This is a genomic window from Ruegeria sp. HKCCA5763, assembly GCF_013034545.1.
Lineage (GTDB): Bacteria > Pseudomonadota > Alphaproteobacteria > Rhodobacterales > Rhodobacteraceae > Ruegeria.
This window is the reverse complement of the sequence record NZ_WQGF01000003.1, coordinates 68,861-86,813: the sequence shown is the minus strand read 5'-3', so window position 1 is coordinate 86,813 and position 17,953 is coordinate 68,861. Positions and strand designations below refer to the sequence as shown.

Sequence of the window (17,953 nt, the reverse complement as noted above, 5' to 3'; positions counted from 1 at the left end):
GCAGAGATTCTGACCCGCTGCCTGCGCAACCAGGTCAGGAAACAGGTGCGCCGTATTCGTTTGCGCCTTCTTGAGAAGGTCGCGTCAGCCACCAGATCATCAGGATGGACAGAACCAATTGAAGAATTGAGACAACAACAATACCGGTCACGCCCAAAACTGCCGCGGGTCCTCGCAATGCATCGGGGTTTTCGGCCCCTTGCTCCAATGCCGAGAAGAACGCCACGCCACCCAGCATAACAAAAAGCGTTGTAATGCTGAGCGCCATCGGCAGCAGCAAATACCAGCCAGGTCGTCCTGTATCATGCAGTCTCCGCCAACCGGCGGCCAGCATAGGTATGAGAACAGCCAGTTGGAAAACAGAGGAAATGACGCGAGATCCCTGCCCTGTTTCAGGGTCGGTCCCGAATATGATAGTATCCAGCACAGCCAAAGCAGCACTCACGAGAACCACAAACAAGAAGAACCACCAGTATTCTGAGCGTATAGCCCGACCGGAGAACTGGAAGTATTTCGAGAAACACGTTTTAACTGCTTCCACAAACCCCATTTTCAACCCTTTCTAAGTTTCTGTGCGGCCTCAGAACGTCTCGCTAGCTAATAGAACAGACTTGCCCTTCTGGGTTTTCCCACCTTCATTTTGTGTTTGAACGCCAAAAAACTATTCTATGAAAAGGTAGCGAAATTTGCGCGCGGAAAAAATGTTGATTTATAAAAAATTAGATTCAAACATGCGAATTCGACGCAACTTTCATTTTACCTCCGTTGTTGTCGTTGCTGCTCGCTTCGCCGAGCCCTTCCGGCCGCTGGAGTGAGTGCTGGCAGCCGGAAGGCACTTTACACGGATCAGTCGTTGGGAGAGCGCGATGCTTAGACTTAATGTACTCGCCCTCTTTCCAGAGTTTGCTCTAGCTTTTGCCAGTGATTTCATTCGGCCATCCCACGTTGTTGGAGGTCTTGGCAGTCAAAGTAATAGTGCTCTGCCCGCCAAGCCCCCCCGCGGCAAGTTTTGGGAAAGGTCGTCACAGGAACGTTGTCTGTTCTGTCGGCTGCCCAAAGGCGAGAGCCTCAAACAAGCGCATCCAAGTTCATTAACTTCAACAGACTCAGAGGGAGAAGAAAATGACCAACAAGATGGTGATGATTGCAAGCGCAACTTGTTTTGCACTGCTCGCGGCCTGCGACGACACGGGTACATCCAATGCGTCCGCCGAACTCACACCCGCTCAACAGGCGTGTTTGCGAGATGTGGCCAAGACAACGAACAATTCGCAAGTCGTGGTGCTCTCATCCGCGTTTAGCGAAGCTGGAACACAAGTTACTGTCGGTGTTGGTGAGGACCGTGCTCCTTGGAATTGCATTGCTTACACTGATGGCGCGACAGCTGGTATCGAGTTTCTGGGCGACGAAGGCGCACTGTGAGTAGTCTGTCGCGTAGCCGAAATCGGCTGCGCAGCACCGGCTTGCTCTTCAGAAAACTCGACTTGGCCTGTCGTATACGCCTTTCAGAGCGCAGCGTGGGCATCCGCCTCGGATCACCGGATGCCCAAAAAACCGATTAGGATTTGCGAAAAAAGCGAAACCTCTACGAGAAGGAGTCCCCCATGAGTGCTAGACTAGTCCTTCTGCTTGCTGCCGTCGGCCTCGTGCCAATTGCGTTATCATATGGCCTGATGCCCGGCAGTTCGATCCCAGTTTTGCTAGGATTTCCGGTGGAAGGGACGAACCAAACCCACGTGTTCCGAGCAATTATGGGTCTTTACCTGGCAAACGCGTTGTTTTGGTTGGCGGCCGCTTCGAAACCAGAATTACAACGTCCCGCGCTGTGGGTTCTTTTTTTATTTATGTCGGGACTGGCCGTTGGACGCATACTAAGCATTCTTATCGATGGAGTTCCGAACGAGCTACTTCTGTTTTACCTAGCGGCCGAGATAGCTTTTGCGGCTCTGGCCGCGGTTTCCCTGAAAAAAAGTACGATAAAAACGGAAGTGGTAAAATGGTGAGGTTAGGCTTTGTTTTCTCGATGATTGCGACTTTAACAGTTTCGACATTCGCTCTGGCACAATCGTCATCTGTCCAGACCGCGGTGGACGACAACCTCTTAGAGCTTGAGACTGCCGTTGACGAAGCGGGAGCTACTCCAATCGCATCGATAGATCATTCGCGTCTGGCCAAAGCCGAAGGCGTAGAAATGCCAGCGTCTCGTGTACTCATTTTCTCTGATCCGGAGATAAACACACCTGTACTGGAAGAGAACGTACGAGCAGGTCTGGACCTTCCGTTTCGCGTTCTTTCATTCGATCAGGATGGTCGCCCGCAGATCGTCTACACAGACTCTCAATTTCTAAAAGTTAGGCATGATCTGAATAACACCCAGGCGTTGAATTCGTTTCAGAGCAAGTTGCTCGAAGTTCTTAAGGACTTAGATGCAGCACCAGCGCCGACCAACGGATTGAATACTAACTATGGCATCATCGATCTGCGATCTCAGCTCAGCGTAACAGAGGCAGTGAAACGTCTCAGGGCGACTGTGATGGAGCAGAACGATACGGTCTGGTTTGGGGAGATTGATTTTGCGACCGAAGCGTCCCTACTAGGGGTGGAGCTGCCGGATACGGTTCTCTTGCTGTTCGGAGGCCCAGCGCCCGGTGGCGTAGCAATGGCGGGGTTTCCGGCAATTGGTTTGGATGCCTTTTGCCAAAAACTATTGGTTTACGCGCATGAAGAAGGTGGCTCGGTAGTCATTTTCAATGACATCGCCGCTTTGGCGGAGTTGCACTACGGTTCTTCAGCCGAACCTCATCACGGTTTGAACAAACGGCTGACCGCAACATTTCGCACGGCAATTGAGTAGCCGCTGTTTGGAAAACGCAATAGATACCAATTATCGATTGGCCATCTTTTCGTCGTCCGCTTTGGGCTCGGAGCAGCTGTCCTGCTCTATATCGCTTCGTCCGGAGTCGCTGAGACAATGCATGTGAAAACCACTGTGACCTACCGGGAGCGGATCGCTCTTCCACCTAATGCCGTATTGGAAGTTGAACTCCTGGATACTTCGCGTGCAGATACACCTTCTGTTCGGCTGTCTTCCCAGAGGTTCAAACTTGCGGGTGTCCCCAGAACAGTTGAAATTGCCTTCGACACAGATCTCATCGATGAGCGCATACCTACACGGTGGCTGCCAGGATCATTTCCGACGATCACGTGATGTTTCGTTCAACGACAGCGACACCTGTACTCACCCGTGGCGCACCAAATTCTGCTGAACTCGTTTTAGAGATGATGCCAAGGAGAGCCGGGGGCAACGACCCAGAACAATCGATCTACGATACCGCTTGGGAAGTTTACGAGATCGCAGGGTGTATGCTCATTGCTGAGAACCCTCCTTCCTTGACAATTGATCAAGATGGCCAGTTTGGCCTGTACGGAGGACGTAACCGGTTTACAGGAACCCTTGACGCAGCCAAGGGTGAGTTCAGTATGCCGGGCAACTTCGCAGGAACAAAGATGGCGTGTCCTGAGGAGCGGGAAAAGCTTGAGCAGGATACGATCAAAGCCTTGTCCGCAGCAGTGGGCTACGTGACAAACGGAGCAAACTTGGCACTCAAGAACGCAGCGGGAGCGACGGTTCTGCGCCTGCGCAAAACGCCAGAATTGTCACCGCGCGTTTCGAAGCGAGTTGGTGCAATCATCCGACTTGTTCGAGCGACAATCAACGAGAACCAAAGGTCGAAATTCCGAGTGGATCAAAGACGTTAGGCTGTGTGGATTGCGAGTGATCGTGATAGTGGCCTTACTGCGTGCGTGGCGTAGCGACGCCATCAGCACACGTTCCGGATTATAGATGAGCTGGCTTGCATCGGCTTCGTCATGTTCTCCATCTGCTGCGGGAGGAGCGGGCTGAAGACGGCCTTCAAGGACAGTACCCCACACTTTGATATCGGCCAGCGTCAAAGGATCTACAGTTAGCGGATTTTCTTCGAGGATTGTGAAGTTGGCCAGTTTGCCCGGCTCGATAGAACCGATTTCATCCTCCAGTTGCAGGGAATAGGCTGCGCCGATGGTAATACCTTTCAGGGCATATTCTGCACTGATGCGTTGGTCCGGACCAACGACACGACCACTTGTGGAAATCCGATTGACAGCAGCCCACATGTACTTCAGCGGCTCTGCGGGAGCCATCGGCATGTCCGAGTGCATCGAAAAGGGGATACCTGCTCGAACGGCATCGCCTAAAGGCACCATGCGCTCTGTGCGCTCGCTACCAACGCTGCCTGCGGCATACCGATCTGCGAGCGTCGGCGTGTAGACAGAATTACCACTGACAATGGCACCAAGACGTTTAATGCGTGCGATCTGATCTGGTTGAGCGTAGCCAAAGTGTACAACGACGGTGCGATGGTCATATCTCGGATTGCGTTGCATGGCGGCCTCAAGGGCATCAAGAAGAATGTCCAGACCGCCGTCTCCAAGATTATGAACATGGACCTGAAAGCCCGCGTCCCAATAAAGGTCGAACACCTGTTTGAAGAAATCGGGCGTCATGATCCATTGACCTTCATGCCCGTCCAAGTAGCCGTCGCGCATGATCATTAATTCACTGAAGATCGCTCCATCCAACAGCAGCTTGACCTGCTTGGGCAGGAACTGGGTTCGGCCTTCGCTCCACGCCAGCATGGCTTCGGTCTCGGTCAGTACTTTTTCGGGGCCCTCTGTGTTCAGAAACAAACCGCCAAGCGTCCGACCGTCCGGAATAAAATAAAAGTTGAACGGCGTGTCGTCTGGCCCGAACGATTTCGCTACAAGAGCTTGGGCGTTCTGATCAACAGGACCAGCAGGCTCTGCAAGGGTCGTAATCCCGCTGCGGTGATAGTAATCTTCTGTGAACTCTAGCGCCTCCATAACCCTGTCGATGGATGCATAGACCGGAGCAAATTTCTCAAAGAACACGTGCTCCCAGAAAGCAGCTTCAAGGAAGAGGCCTTTTTCCAGATTGGCTTGAGACCTAGCCAGTTCACTTGACCAGCTGGCAATGTATTCTTCCGTGATTTCAAGTTGTTCCAGGGCAACCGAGTTGAAGTACATCTCATGGGTGGAGCGTTGCCATACAGCCAGCGGAATGTCGGGGGCCAGTTCGTCCAAAATCGCACGACTCATGCTGCCGTGCCATGACGCATGATACCCCCAGACCATCAGCGGTCGCCCGCTGCTTGGATCATAAGTGTTGATTACCTCGGACAGACGTTGGCGAAACTCCTCCTCGCTATTGGCAAGAGGTGCAAATCCCGCTGGCGATTGCCAGTCCTCGATGGAAATGATGGCATCAGACATCATCGCAAGTGCGCCCAGAAGCGGGTGCAAATGCTGTTCAATGAACCCCGGCACAATAATCTTGTCTTCAAAGCTGCGGTCAATTGAATAGCTTCTATCGGGCAGGCGACCCTCGATTTCCTCCAGGGTTCCGACGTCAGTAATTCGACCGTTTCTGACCGCCACTGCCTCAGCCAGCGGGGCGTCCGGGTTCATGGTGAGAACTTCTCCACCGACGTAGACAGTTGTGCCGGGAAACTCAGGGAAACGCTCGAAAGCGTCTTGCAATGAGGGGGACTGTGCAGCGCTGTGAAGCGGCATGAATGCGAAAGCGAATACTGTGAGAGACTTAAAGAACTTCATTGATGCCTCCGAATGGGATTACGGACATGAATAAATTGCTTCGATCAGAGCAGGCTGGTCGGCGATGTGTCAACCTAAGTCGCCAGCCACTCAATACTGACTGAGCAACATAAACTTGAAAGCCACTTTCGTTGCCCGCCGTGGTCTCGTGGCAGACATTCGCCCAAATTCACGGAATGACTGCAATGCGAACAAAATGGATATTTCACCAGGTAAGGGCGAGCGGCAGTAATTCTCGAATTTCCTAGAGAACGGACTATGCTTTGACGAGTAAAAGTACGTTGTTCAGTTCTTCGAAAACCAGATTTCAACACGCTGGCCGCGGCCATACTTCAGTTGCAATTCATTTGGAGCGATACTGCCATGCCAAACACTTCGTTACTTTCAAAGTCCAATTTTCCAGTTTTTGCGCTTATTGGAGGTTTGATTATGCAAAGCCTTGGAACCTCTCCTGTACATGCTGAGGACGACCCATACGCGACGCCGCGAGAAGACTTTTCCATCCGTGACCTGAGGAATGGTTACTCAGCCAAGCAAGCCTACGACCTGAGCTCTGAATGGAATTTACAGAAGTTTCTCGACATCACCGAAGCCGGGGCGTTTTCGTACATGAACCTCGCCGAGTTCTTGCCGAGTTCTGTCATTCGTCGCGACGGGGCCGTCGCGATGCTTGCGACAAACTTTAACGATGCCATAGGAGCGACGAGCGTCCCAGGCGCTGACGGCAATGCTGTCTCGCTCGACGAGATGATTAATGCTGATGATTCCACAGTGCAGGGCGTTATGGTTCTTCACAACGGCGAAATCGCTTATGAGGCCTACCCAGGAATGCGTCGAACGGACAACCACGTCTGGATGTCCAATGCAAAAATCCTTTCGAGCTTGCTGATCGGTCAATTGGAAGATGAGGGTAAAATCGACGTTCAGAAAACGGTTGGCGATTATGTAGATGGCACCAAGGGAACAGCTTGGGAGAACATAAAGGTCATCGACGTCCTGAACATGCAGTCTGGTTTGGATTTGGAAGAGAACCCCCTCTCACGCAAAGGCGATACACCATATGGGCGCTTTGTCAGGGCTGAGGTTGGTGTTCCGAACGAAGAAGGCGTTCTGCAAACGCATAACGAAGCCCTGTTTGCTATACCCAAACTGCGGGAACCGGCTGAGGCTTTCGAATACTCCTCTGCAAACACACAAATGCTTGGTCTCGTCATTGAAGCCGTTACGAACCAGAGACTTGGTGAAGCGATCACGGAGCGGGTCTGGAGCAAAGCTGGAATGACTGGCGATGCCACCCTGGCGCTGTCACCTCAAGGAAACGGCATAATACACGGCCTGATCAGCAGCCGATTGATCGACATGGCAAAGATTGGTCTGCTCTACACGCCAAGCTGGGACAAGACAGCGTCAGACCGCATTGTATCTGAAAAGATGATCGACACGATCCAAACAGCGGGCGTTGCCGAAAACTACATGAAGGGAACACTCGGCCCACACCTTTCTGAAGCATTCCGTGAACAACCGATGGCAAACGCATACCAATGGGATGCCGTTTTTGCCGATGGCGATTTCTACAAAAGTGGAATGAATGGCCAAGGAATCTATGTCTCGCCAGGAAAGGACGCCGTTGTCGTTTGGTACGCAACTGGAGGCGCGAGTATCGATATGGAAGCCTACGCCAGGGCCATTGTGACTTCACTGTAGGTCAGATCACTCACTTGCGTCTCTGGCCGCAGGTCAATGAATTGTCGGTCATATGGTGACTAGAGCATCCATTCAATCGGCAGCCACCTGACCACGGCCGTAAGGGCACGCTGTAAACCGTTGGTTTCCGGGTCCACAGTGTGAATGGTGACTGTTCCATCCTGATCTTCTTGCCGCCAGATGATCTCGCCGCTGTCGTTAAGTTCGACGCGATAAGAAAACTCAGGCCGGTTCAATTGCTCCGCAAGCGACCCAGCAATCGTTGGGCTTTCGATCATAAGGCCCATTTCTGTATTCAGCCGCGCGGACCTGGGATCAAGGTTGTAAGAGCCTATGAAGATCCGTTCTCCATCCGATCCAAAGACTTTTGCGTGTAGACCGGAGGCCGATCCTGCCAGCATCTCGGGCAGGCTGCGCTCGCGATGTTCGCGCCGCAAAGCTCGAAGCTCAAGTAGTTCTACACCACTGTTGAGCAAGTCTTCCCTGTAACGCATATAGGCCGCATGAACGGGCATGACATCCGTGGCATCCAGTGAATTGGTTAAGACGCGGACCTTCACTCCGGACTTTGCCAACCCTTCCAGAACCTCCGCCCCTCGTTCCCCCGGAATGAAATACGCTGAAACAAGGTCTAGCGAGGTTTCAGAGGTTTTGGCAAACTCGATAAGTTGCTCGACAATCAGGTCTTCACTCTCGACTTCGCCCAACCCTTTTGACGGATCGTCGACAAAAAGTGTGACTTCACTCCATTCGAACTTCAGATCATGTGCCGCTATCCGGTCGGCCAGTTCATTATCCTGAATTGCCCTTTGATAGCCTGCGCCAACCGCAGTCTGGCGCGCGGTGTCTGCCTTTGCTTTAAGGCTTTTTTCCGCCAAAGTTTCCAAAAAGAGCCCAGCGTCGTACGCGGAGGCACTATTCCAATATGCGTCGAATGATTGCGACACCTCATCTACAATCGGGCCGATGGCTATCGCATCTACATCCAGGTAGTGCGTTCCCACCCCGTAGTCGAAATAGATGTCACCGATGTTGCGTCCCCCAACTATCGTGGCGACCCCGTCCACAGTCATTGATTTATTGTGCATCCGCCGGTTCAGGCGTCCAAAGTCAAATGCATAGGACAGAAGTTTTGGGTTCCTCAAAGTGAACGGATTGAAAATGCGTACATTTGCATGCGGCAGAGCGTTCAGTTCGGCGAGCAAATCATCCAATCCGGAGATACCGTTATCATCGACCAGCAATCTGACGCGCACACCACGCTCTGCTGCTGCCCTAAGCTCTTCAAGAAGCATTAGGCCGGTAACGTCATCTTGCCAGATGTAGTACTGAGCATCGATTGAGGATGTCGCTTCTCGGGCGAGGATCGCCCGGGCCGCAAAGGCTGCGCGTCCATTTCCCAAAGGCCTTACACCGTCGAGCCCAGGGTTACGTTCAAGTGCGTTTTTTATTGTTGCACCTAATGGCCCGTCCCAATCAGCATCTTTCTTAAACGTTGGCTCAGAAAAATTTTCACTAGGAAGCGGAAAAGTCCACCTTAACCCGACTATGGCCACTGCCATCATCGCCACCAAAATCAAACATATTCTGATTAGCCGCATTCAGGGTTCCATAAATGGCGCTTCGGATTATCCTTGCAGCTGAGATTGGCCTATCTACAGATTGTTTTTCAAGAGTTTGGGTCAGAGCAACCGACTGAGCACCAAAGTTTGTTCGCTTTGGGCTCAAAGCGGACCTTCGATGCGGCTGTCGCAGATGGCCGCTTTGGGCCGATCGCTCTTGATAGTTGTTTGGGTAAACTGAAGAAGTTGGACCCGCCGTTAGTCTAAAGCTCTGTAGGCCGTGGCATTGCGTACGTTCTAAGGACGATCATTCTGTTTCTGAAGACCGCGCCCACAAATTGATATCTTCTTCCGAACTGATTTCATCGATCTTTTTCAACTCGTCAGCGCTGAAGTCGAGATTATCAACAACGCCTGCGCAATCTACGATTTGTTCCGGGCGGGACGCACCAATAAGGGCGGTCGTCACGCGCCCACTTCTGAGCACCCAGGCCAGGGCCATTTGCGCCAGGGTCTGCCCGCGTGCCAAAGCCATTTCGTTCAGAGCACGGACACTTGCCAGAGACCGCTCGTTGATCATTCCATCAAGCAGTGACTTTCCTTGTGTAGCACGGCTGCCATCCGGAATATCGCGTAGGTATTTTGACGTTAGAATGCCTTGTGCCAGTGGCGTGAAAGCAATCGATCCCACCCCAAGATCGTCCAGAGTATCGAGTAAACCGTCACGCTCCACCCAACGGTTGAGCAGATTGTAAGAAGGTTGGTGAATCAGACAAGGTGTCCCAAGGTCGTTGAGAATTTTTACCGCCTCGCGCGTGCGTTGGGAGTTGTAGCTCGAGATACCTGCGTACAGCGCGCGACCCGACCGTACGATATGATCCAACGCGCCCATCGTCTCTTCGAGCGGGGTGTCAGGGTCAAAGCGGTGGGAATAAAAGATGTCGACGTAATCAAGCCCCATGCGCGCGAGTGATTGGTCACAGGACGCGATCATGTACTTGCGCGACCCCCATTCTCCGTAGGGTCCCGGCCACATGTCGTAGCCGGCTTTGGAGGAAATGATCAGCTCATCCCTGTAACCCGCGAAATCCGTTTTGAGGATCTCGCCAAATGCCTCTTCGGCTGAACCGGGTGGTGGACCGTAGTTGTTCGCCAGATCAAAGTGCGTGATCCCATGATCAAACGCGGTCCGACACATGGCGCGCTTGATTTCGTGTGTGGAGTCTGCGCCAAAATTATGCCAAAGGCCCAGGCTGACAATAGGAAGCTTCACACCAGACCGCCCACATCGCCGATACACCATCCGCTCATAGCGGTTCGGCTCCGGGGTGTAAGGAATGGGTTTTGGTTTTGGCGGTCGTTGAGCTTTGGTCATGCGCACATAATCAATGGATTGTTGAGCCTGTCAAACGGATCACCTCCTGCAATATCGACGTGAGTTTCCAGCCGTCCTGGTGGATAGCCTTGGCTGACCGACTATGTGCCTTCAAAGGTGATCGGATTCTGAACGATAGAGAACCGCCGAAACCGTCCTCCAAACGTGAATTCTGATTTGAACTGTGAATTCAACGCTCGGTTATGAAGGACAGTCCAGACACGAGTTGTTTCAAGCCAAGCGCCGCACCGGCGAAGATGGCAGCGAATGTTACAGGCGCGCTGTAAGCCAAAAGTGAGAAGGCAGATATACCTTGTCCGACGCTGCAACCGACCGCGATGATCGCGCCTGGCCCCATAATCGCCGCGCCGAGCATCTGGCGCTTGAGTTCACGTGGATCCTCGCATGCTTCCCATCGGAAATGACCTTTGGACCAGGACCCCAAAAATGCACCAATGAGAACGCCGGAGACTGATCCGACCGCAAAGGACAAAGTGTTTCCGGAGGCTGTCATAAGGTAGAATATTGTGTCGCCAAGGGGCGCAGCGAAGGTGTGGGTTTGAACTGGCTCACCATCGAAACCATGCGTCGCAACCCAATTCGTGCCGAGCCACCCAGATACGATCGCCAGCCCAACCACAGATCCCCAAAACACCTGTGCGGGATTGCGGCGGAAGCGCTGGTTTGCCAAGGCGAAAATCATCAACGCAACGCCAATGACCACGCCAATGAGCCAAGCTGGGATAGAGGTCAGTTGTTCGGCAAGGAAGCTAATGCTCTGGGGGCCTTCAAGATCCATTTCCTCGGGGAAGACCCAAACGCGCAAATATGCAAGGGGCCCGGACATGACAACGTAAGCAGACAGACCCATAATCAAAACGATGACGAATGATCGAAGGTCGCCGCCTCCAAGCCTTGCCAGCGCGCCATAGCCACAGTTTCCGCTGATGGCCATTCCGTAACCGAACATGAGACCACCCACGATCGACCCAAGTGGGTTCCAGGTCTGTGCAAGATACCTTGTTCCAACAGGGTCCAGCCACCCTAAAGCCATGGCTGAGTGGCTGCCGACAATTGCTACGCCGATCGCAATTGCCCACATGCGCAGCCGCCGGTCATCATCTGCGTAAAGGTAGTCCTCGATTGCACCCAACGTGCAAAAACGGCCAATGCGTGCGGCCAAGCCCAACACAATACCACCGATCAAACCGATCAGGGCGACGGTGTTGGCGTCTCCCAATGCTTCAAACATTGCCAGTCTCCTCCCAAAGCTGGCGGGTATTTTGGCGGCTTCTACTTCTCCCTGCAGAATAGATCGTAAACGACTTCCAGGATCTGTGTCGATCGATCATCCGCCAATCTGTAGTAGATCGTTTTCCCCTCGCGTCGTGTTTTGACCAAGCCCTCAAAGCGTAAGCGAGAAAGTTGCTGAGAAACGGCGGCCTGGCGTGCCGAGAGCATTTCTTCCATCTGCGTGACAGATTTTTCACCCGAGGACAGGTAGCATAAGATCATAAGGCGCCCTTCATGGCTAATTGCCTTGAGGAAACTCGACGCCGTCTGAGCATTCTCCATCATTCTGTCCAGGTCTTCTGCGCACATGTCCTTTGTGAACACTGGCAGTTTCGATGGTTTGTCCAACAAGATTGCCTCGCTTTCTTGGCTTCACGCATTCATAACAGTTTATGTAATGCGCCGCAGATTATCCAGAGGTCTCAATCGATATCCCCGCGTCACGCAGCAAAACGCCCAGCAACCCCCAGAAAAAATCTTCGCCGGGATAGCCTTCGATCCGGCCGACCTCTTGGCCATTGTCCAGCAGAACAAAGGTTGGCGAGTAGTAGAGAGGGCGCTCCAATGCGACGCCGTCAGGCATAGCCGCGTGGAGATCGATGCGCTGAAGTGGAGCGGCATGTCCTTCTGGTGTCTTGGGGTAAATCTCCGAGATTTCGGCGTCCCAACGTGCGCACCACATACACCCATCTTCCTCGGCCATCAAAAGCGTTATTTCTGCCCGTAAAACCACAGGAGAAACAAGCAACGTGATTGCAAGCAAAAGCAGAAGTAGGTGACGCATCTCAAGCTCCGATTGACCGCAGCGACATATTTTTATTATTTTGAATGTGTGAATGATAGCGTGCCAGGACAGATTTGACCATGCTCGACATTACATTTGCAGGAGCTTTGGTCGCAGGACTGTTGTCTTTCCTGTCGCCCTGCATCCTACCTATCGTGCCGTTTTATCTTAGCTATCTGGCCGGCGTCGGGATTGATCAGATATCTGCGGGTTCTACAATTCCCAGCGGCGTTCGTCGCAAGGCAACGCTTTCTGCGATAGCATTTGCAGCCGGGATCATTACGATCTTCATGGCGCTGGGTGCGACGGCTTCGATATTCGGGCAATTGGTACGAGAGTATTTTGACATCCTGCGTTGGATCGCCGCGGCCATCATCATTGTGATGGGCATGCATTTCTTGGGGATTATCCGCATCGGCTTCCTTTATCGCCAATTTCGAGCGGATGTTGGTGATACATCAAATGTAAGCCTTGTTGGGGCATATGTTCTTGGATTGGCGTTTGCTTTTGGCTGGACACCCTGTGTTGGGCCGGTGCTCGCCGCGATCCTGTTTACAGCGGCCGGAACCGAAACGGCCTGGCGTGGAGCGGTGCTTTTATTCGTCTACGGGGTTGGAATGACCGCACCGTTTGTTCTGGCAGCCTTCCTGGTCCGCCCCTTCATGCAATGGATGGCACGGTTCAGAAAGCACTTGCCCCTCATCGAAAAGGCAATGGGTGGCTTTCTGGTGCTCTTCGGCATCCTCATCGCAACCAACTCCATCAATCACGTCGCACAATGGATGCTCGACCATATGCCTTGGCTGGCAGCCATTGGTTAATTCGGGAGGAAGACATGAAACGAGTTTTGTCAGTATTGATCGCTTGTCTGATCGGCGGGGCAGTTTTCGCCGCTGAACTGGGCGACGACGGTTTGCATAAAACGCCGTGGATGCGCGACACGTTCAAAGACCTTCGTGAGGATCTTGAAGAGGCGTCAAGCGAAGACAAGCGGTTGGTTTTATTCATTGAGCAACAAGGCTGCATCTATTGCAAGAAAATGCATGAAGAAGTGTTCCCCCAGCCTGACCTTGCAGCGTTCATCGAAGAGAATTTCTTTGTCGTCCAACTGGATTTGCATGGCAGCACCGCAGCCATCGACTTTGACGGGGAAGAAAATGAGCAAAGAGCGCTGATGCGAAAATGGGGGATTCTGTTCACCCCGACGCTCGTATTTCTGCCGGAAGAGGTGCCAGAAGACGCTACAGCCATCGATGCTGCGGTCGCTGTTATGCCCGGAGCGTTCTCAAAGGGAACAACCTTAGACCTTTTCACCTGGGTCGAGGAAAAACGATATGAGCTTGATAATGGTGAAGATTTCCAACGTTATCATGCGCGGCGCATTCAAGAGCGAAACAATGTTTCTCAGGATTGAGTGCTGCCGTTATAAATAAAAAATTCATTATTATGAATTTAATGTTGCGACAACCGGTACTCGTCGACTACGGTACACAAAGGCTTTGGGTCGCAAGGCGCCGTCGGCGTGTTAGCAAATGGGAGGGATCATGAAGCTGAGACTCTTAACATTGGTCTGCGCAATGACAGGCGTTGCCGCATTTGCGGCAGAAACAGACCCGCAAGACGTAACCTATGACGACTATGGTGCCATTGAGGCTTCGTTGACCGGTGCTGCTGGCGACGCGGCTAATGGCGCGCTCATCGTTGGGGACAAGTCAAAAGGCAACTGCGTCGCGTGCCACGCGGTTTCGGCTTTGGCCGACATCCCGTTCCATGGCGAAGTTGGTCCAATGCTGGATGGCGCCGGTGATCGTTGGACCGAAGCAGAACTTCGCGGATTGGTCGCAAATGCCAAGATGACGTTCGAAGGCACGGTGATGCCTGCGTTCTACAAGGATGACGGCTATATCCGCCCGGGCGACGCCTATACCGGAAAAGCCCCAACCGCGCCTTTGACGTCGATCCTGACAGCACAAGAAATCGAGGATGTGGTCGCGTTTCTAGCGACCCTGAAAGAAGAATAGCTGCGCTTTCAGGCGCGGATTTTCGAAGAATCAAAGGAGATTGAAAATGGAACTCTCTCGCCGCGAGACACTGGCCCTTGGGCTGGGCGCCGCGTTCCTGACAATTATGCCGCTTCGGGCAAATGCAGCTGCTGAGGATGCCATTGCGGCATTTACAGGCGGGGCAGATGTGGCCGACGGCGGTGTTACATTGACTGCACCGGAAATCGCAGAAAACGGTAATACTGTACCTATCGAAGTCAGTGCTCCGGGCGCAGCTGCAATTCTCATCGTGGCTGCAGGTAACCCCGAACCGGGCGTTGCAACCTTCAATTTCGGTCCGTTGGCTGCTGAGCAAGCCGCATCAACCCGCATCCGTCTTGCCGGAACGCAGGATGTCATTGCCGTGGCGAAGATGGCAGATGGCAGCTTTGCCAAAGCGTCTGCGACCGTAAAAGTGACAATCGGCGGCTGCGGCGGCTGATCGCCACGCGCGCCTCGAAGAACAGGAGATTAATCAATGGCTTCCGGTGTAAAACCCCGCGTCAAGGTTCCAAAGACAGCCGCTGCTGGCGAAACCGTTACGATCAAGACATTGATCAGCCACAAGATGGAAAGCGGCCAGCGTAAAGACAAAGAAGGCAACGTCATCCCGCGTTCGATCATCAACCGTTTCACTTGCGAGTTTAATGGAGAAATGGTGGTTGATGTGACGATGGAGCCGGCGATTTCGACCAACCCGTATTTCCAGTTCGAAGCGACTGTGCCCGAGGCCGGTGAGTTTGTCTTCACTTGGTACGATGATGACGGCTCTGTCTACGATGAGAAGAAAACGATCGAGATCGCCTGACGGCTCGACCACTAAGGCAGATCAGCGCTGGTAGGAGGAACTGGCGCTGATCCACCAAGGGAGGAACGCAATGAATACCAAGGCACTTACGGCGATCGCGGCAATTCTGGTTTTCCCGGCTGCAGCGATGGCTGGACCGGACGAAGACAATTTGGTGATCAATGATGAGTTGGACATGACTTCGGTTACCGAAGCTCCGGCACATCTGGAAAATTTGGACACGATCTATTCGGGTTGGCATTTTCGCACGGATGAAACGCAAGCGCTTCAAATTGATGACTTCGACAATCCTGCAATGATCTTCGTCGATCAGGCCGCCGATCTCTTCGAGACCGTTGATGGCGCCGCTGGCGAGAGCTGTGCCTCATGCCACGATGGGGCGGAAAGCTTCAAGGGATTGCAGGCGTCCATGCCGAAAGTGGATGCCGAAACTGGTAAGCTGGTCGTCATGGAAGATCTGATCAACAAGTGCCGCACGGACCGCATGGAAGCCGATGCCTGGAAATGGTCCGGGGGCGATATGCAGGGCATGGTCGCTTTGATCGGTCTGCAATCACGCGGGATGCCAATGAATGTCGCGATTGATGGCGATGCCGCCCCGTATTGGGAACAGGGCAAAGAGATGTATTACACCCGCTATGGTCAGCTGGAGCTTAGCTGCGCCAATTGTCATGAAGACAACTGGGGCAACATGATCCGTGCCGACCACCTGAGCCAGGGCATGATCAATGGGTTCCCGACATATCGTCTGAAACAAGCCAAGCTGATCTCGCGCCACAATCGTTTCCGCGGCTGTATTCGCGATACGCGGGCGGAAACTTTTGCCGAAGGATCGGACGAGTTCCGTGCGCTTGAGCTCTATGTGGCCTCGCGTGGCAACGGGCTTTCAGTCGAAACTCCAGCAGTACGTCAATAACGAACGACCCGCGTGGGCAATGTCCTGCGCGGGATTTTCAGGAAAATAACATTCACACATTTATATGTGTTACAGGAAAGCGGATAGATGATTTCTCGACGTGACTTCTTGCAGGTTTCAATGGCAGCCTCGGCTCTTTATGGGGCGTCCGGGTTTGGCAACTGGGCCAAGGTTGCTGCGCAGCAAAGCCTCACGCAGGATCAACTGCTGGAGTTCGAGACCTTCGGCAATATCAGCCTGATCCATGTCACCGACATCCACGCGCAACTCAAGCCGATCTATTTCCGTGAACCTGAGATAAACTTGGGTATTGGCGATGCGCGAGGGCAGATGCCGCATGTCACAGGGGCGGCGTTCCGCAAGGCCTACGGGATCGAAGATGGAAGCCCGTCGGCCTATGCGCTGACCTACAATGATTTCTCTGCGCTGGCCAAGACCTACGGTCGGGTCGGTGGATTGGACCGGGTCTCAACTGTCATCAACGCCATTCGTGCCGACCGTCCTGATGCCCTTTTATTGGATGGGGGCGATACCTGGCACGGTTCTTACACCTGCTATCAGACGGCCGGTCAGGACATGGTCAATGTCATGAACGCTCTGAAACCCGATGCTATGACCTTCCATTGGGAGTTCACGTTGGGCAGCGACAGGGTTAACGAAATCGTCGAAGGTTTGCCCTTCGCGGCCTTGGGTCAGAACATCTTTGATGCCGAGTGGGACGAACCTGCAGAATTGTTCCAACCCTATAAGTTTTTTGATCGGGGCGGTGCAAAGGTCGCCGTGATCGGGCAAGCGTTTCCTTACATGCCAATCGCGAACCCAGGCTGGATGTTCCCAGAATATTCATTCGGTATCCGGGATGAAAACATGCAGGCCATGGTGGACGAGGTTCGCGATGCCGGTGCCGATGTCGTTGTCGTCCTCAGCCACAATGGTTTTGACGTGGATAAGAAGATGGCAGGCCGCGTGCAAGGGATCGACGTGATCCTCAGCGGTCACACGCATGACGCCCTGCCCGAGCCGGTTCTGGTCGGTAAAACGCATATCATCGCGTCTGGCTCGAACGGCAAGTTCGTCAGCCGCGTGGATCTCGACGTGAGGGACGGGCAGATGATGGGGCTGAAGCACAAGCTGATCCCGATCTTCTCGGACGTCATCGCTCCTGATCCTGCGATCACTGCTCTGATAAATGATCAGCGCGCGCCTCACGAGGCTGCGCTGAGTGAGGTGATTGGCAAAACGGATTCGTTGCTCTACCGCCGCGGCAATTTCAACGGCACCTGGGATGACCTGATTTGCGATGCCCTGATCAAAGAGCGTGAGGCAGACATCGCGATGTCGCCTGGCGTCCGTTGGGGACCCTCAATCCTGCCGGGGCAGGACATCACGCGTGAAGACGTCTGGAACGTCACATCGATGTCGTATCCCAATGCCTATCGCACAGAAATGACGGGCGAATTCATCCATGTGATCCTTGAGGATGTCGGTGACAACCTGTTCAATCCCGATCCCTACTATCAGCAGGGCGGCGATATGGTCCGTGTCGGTGGGCTTGGCTACCGCATCGATGTGACCAAACCACAAGGGCAGCGGATCAGCGAAATGACCCTGCTCAAAACGGGTGAAGCGATTGATCCGTCGAAAACCTACGTCGTGGCTGGTTGGGCCAGTGTCAACGAAGGCACTGAAGGCCCGCCGATCTGGGATGTCGTCGAAAGCCACATTCGCAACCTTGGCACCGTAACGGTGCAAGAGAACACCAGTGTCGATGTTGTCGGTGCTTAAGAAACAGATGG

Annotated in this window: 19 protein-coding genes and 1 pseudogene; 13 read left to right on the top strand and 7 right to left on the bottom strand. The window is 53.3% G+C overall.

Annotated features, from left to right (window positions below):
* Positions 1-34 precede the first annotated feature (34 nt).
* The gene (locus GOV89_RS06935; protein ID WP_371810622.1) at positions 35-454 is read right to left on the bottom strand and encodes a DUF805 domain-containing protein; all 420 of its coding nucleotides are present in this window, start codon (positions 452-454) and stop codon (positions 35-37) included.
* Positions 455-1,122: 668 nt separating this feature from the next.
* Between GOV89_RS06935 and GOV89_RS06930 the strand changes: the two genes are divergently transcribed.
* The 5 genes and pseudogenes from GOV89_RS06930 to GOV89_RS23040 all read left to right on the top strand — a co-directional run bounded on the left by GOV89_RS06930 (position 1,123) and on the right by GOV89_RS23040 (position 3,759).
* Entirely contained in the window at positions 1,123-1,422 is a 300-nt protein-coding gene (locus GOV89_RS06930) for a hypothetical protein (protein WP_171237876.1), read from the top strand.
* A 182-nt stretch (positions 1,423-1,604) separates the two neighbouring features.
* On the top strand, positions 1,605-2,003 hold the full coding sequence (locus GOV89_RS06925; RefSeq protein WP_171181882.1) for a DUF4345 domain-containing protein: 399 nt from the start codon (positions 1,605-1,607) through the stop codon (positions 2,001-2,003).
* On the top strand, positions 1,997-2,854 hold the full coding sequence (locus GOV89_RS06920) for a DUF302 domain-containing protein (protein ID WP_171237875.1): 858 nt from the start codon (positions 1,997-1,999) through the stop codon (positions 2,852-2,854). Before GOV89_RS06925 ends, GOV89_RS06920 begins: the two co-directional genes overlap by 7 nt.
* A gap of 117 nt (positions 2,855-2,971) precedes the next feature.
* Positions 2,972-3,264, top strand: a pseudogene (locus GOV89_RS23045) (YbaY family lipoprotein); the annotation flags it as partial.
* A 15-nt stretch (positions 3,265-3,279) separates the two neighbouring features.
* A complete protein-coding gene (locus GOV89_RS23040) occupies positions 3,280-3,759 on the top strand; it encodes an META domain-containing protein (protein ID WP_371810620.1) in 480 nt (159 codons plus the stop codon).
* On the opposite strand, the gene GOV89_RS06910 is transcribed toward GOV89_RS23040, so the two are convergent.
* Positions 3,658-5,673 (bottom strand): amidohydrolase, encoded by a 2,016-nt coding sequence (locus GOV89_RS06910; protein WP_171237874.1) that lies wholly within the window; start codon positions 5,671-5,673, stop codon positions 3,658-3,660. The two genes, GOV89_RS23040 and GOV89_RS06910, sit on opposite strands and share 102 nt — an antisense overlap.
* 429 nt (positions 5,674-6,102) lie before the next feature.
* Between GOV89_RS06910 and GOV89_RS06905 the strand changes: the two genes are divergently transcribed.
* Positions 6,103-7,377, top strand: coding sequence for a serine hydrolase (locus GOV89_RS06905; protein WP_171237873.1), 1,275 nt, complete (start codon positions 6,103-6,105; stop codon positions 7,375-7,377).
* 59 nt (positions 7,378-7,436) lie between these two features.
* Here GOV89_RS06905 and GOV89_RS06900 read toward each other — a convergent pair whose 3' ends face one another.
* The 5 genes from GOV89_RS06900 to GOV89_RS06880 form a co-directional block, all read right to left on the bottom strand.
* The gene (locus tag GOV89_RS06900) at positions 7,437-8,780 is read right to left on the bottom strand and encodes a phospholipase D family protein (RefSeq protein WP_245223071.1); all 1,344 of its coding nucleotides are present in this window, start codon (positions 8,778-8,780) and stop codon (positions 7,437-7,439) included.
* Between the two features lie 466 nt (positions 8,781-9,246).
* Entirely contained in the window at positions 9,247-10,278 is a 1,032-nt protein-coding gene (gene mgrA / locus GOV89_RS06895; RefSeq protein WP_371809127.1) for an L-glyceraldehyde 3-phosphate reductase, read from the bottom strand.
* Positions 10,279-10,504: 226 nt separating this feature from the next.
* Positions 10,505-11,566, bottom strand: a complete 1,062-nt coding sequence (locus tag GOV89_RS06890; protein ID WP_171181858.1) for a YeeE/YedE family protein — start codon at positions 11,564-11,566, stop codon at positions 10,505-10,507.
* 41 nt (positions 11,567-11,607) lie between these two features.
* The gene (locus tag GOV89_RS06885; protein ID WP_170514663.1) at positions 11,608-11,916 is read right to left on the bottom strand and encodes a metalloregulator ArsR/SmtB family transcription factor; all 309 of its coding nucleotides are present in this window, start codon (positions 11,914-11,916) and stop codon (positions 11,608-11,610) included.
* 100 nt (positions 11,917-12,016) lie between these two features.
* Positions 12,017-12,391, bottom strand: a complete 375-nt coding sequence (locus GOV89_RS06880) for a hypothetical protein (RefSeq protein WP_171181856.1) — start codon at positions 12,389-12,391, stop codon at positions 12,017-12,019.
* An 80-nt stretch (positions 12,392-12,471) separates the two neighbouring features.
* Between GOV89_RS06880 and GOV89_RS06875 the strand changes: the two genes are divergently transcribed.
* The 7 genes from GOV89_RS06875 to soxB all read left to right on the top strand — a co-directional run bounded on the left by GOV89_RS06875 (position 12,472) and on the right by soxB (position 17,942).
* On the top strand, positions 12,472-13,212 hold the full coding sequence (locus GOV89_RS06875; protein ID WP_171181853.1) for a cytochrome c biogenesis CcdA family protein: 741 nt from the start codon (positions 12,472-12,474) through the stop codon (positions 13,210-13,212).
* A 14-nt stretch (positions 13,213-13,226) separates the two neighbouring features.
* Positions 13,227-13,805, top strand: coding sequence for a thioredoxin family protein (locus GOV89_RS06870; protein WP_171181886.1), 579 nt, complete (start codon positions 13,227-13,229; stop codon positions 13,803-13,805).
* A gap of 130 nt (positions 13,806-13,935) precedes the next feature.
* A complete protein-coding gene (gene soxX / locus GOV89_RS06865; protein WP_171181851.1) occupies positions 13,936-14,412 on the top strand; it encodes a sulfur oxidation c-type cytochrome SoxX in 477 nt (158 codons plus the stop codon).
* Between the two features lie 46 nt (positions 14,413-14,458).
* A complete protein-coding gene (gene soxY / locus GOV89_RS06860; RefSeq protein WP_058275041.1) occupies positions 14,459-14,875 on the top strand; it encodes a thiosulfate oxidation carrier protein SoxY in 417 nt (138 codons plus the stop codon).
* A 36-nt stretch (positions 14,876-14,911) separates the two neighbouring features.
* A complete protein-coding gene (soxZ, locus tag GOV89_RS06855) occupies positions 14,912-15,241 on the top strand; it encodes a thiosulfate oxidation carrier complex protein SoxZ (protein WP_170380046.1) in 330 nt (109 codons plus the stop codon).
* Between the two features lie 70 nt (positions 15,242-15,311).
* Entirely contained in the window at positions 15,312-16,157 is an 846-nt protein-coding gene (soxA, locus tag GOV89_RS06850; RefSeq protein ID WP_171181849.1) for a sulfur oxidation c-type cytochrome SoxA, read from the top strand.
* An 87-nt stretch (positions 16,158-16,244) separates the two neighbouring features.
* On the top strand, positions 16,245-17,942 hold the full coding sequence (gene soxB, locus GOV89_RS06845) for a thiosulfohydrolase SoxB (protein ID WP_171181847.1): 1,698 nt from the start codon (positions 16,245-16,247) through the stop codon (positions 17,940-17,942).
* Positions 17,943-17,953: the final 11 nt, after the last annotated feature.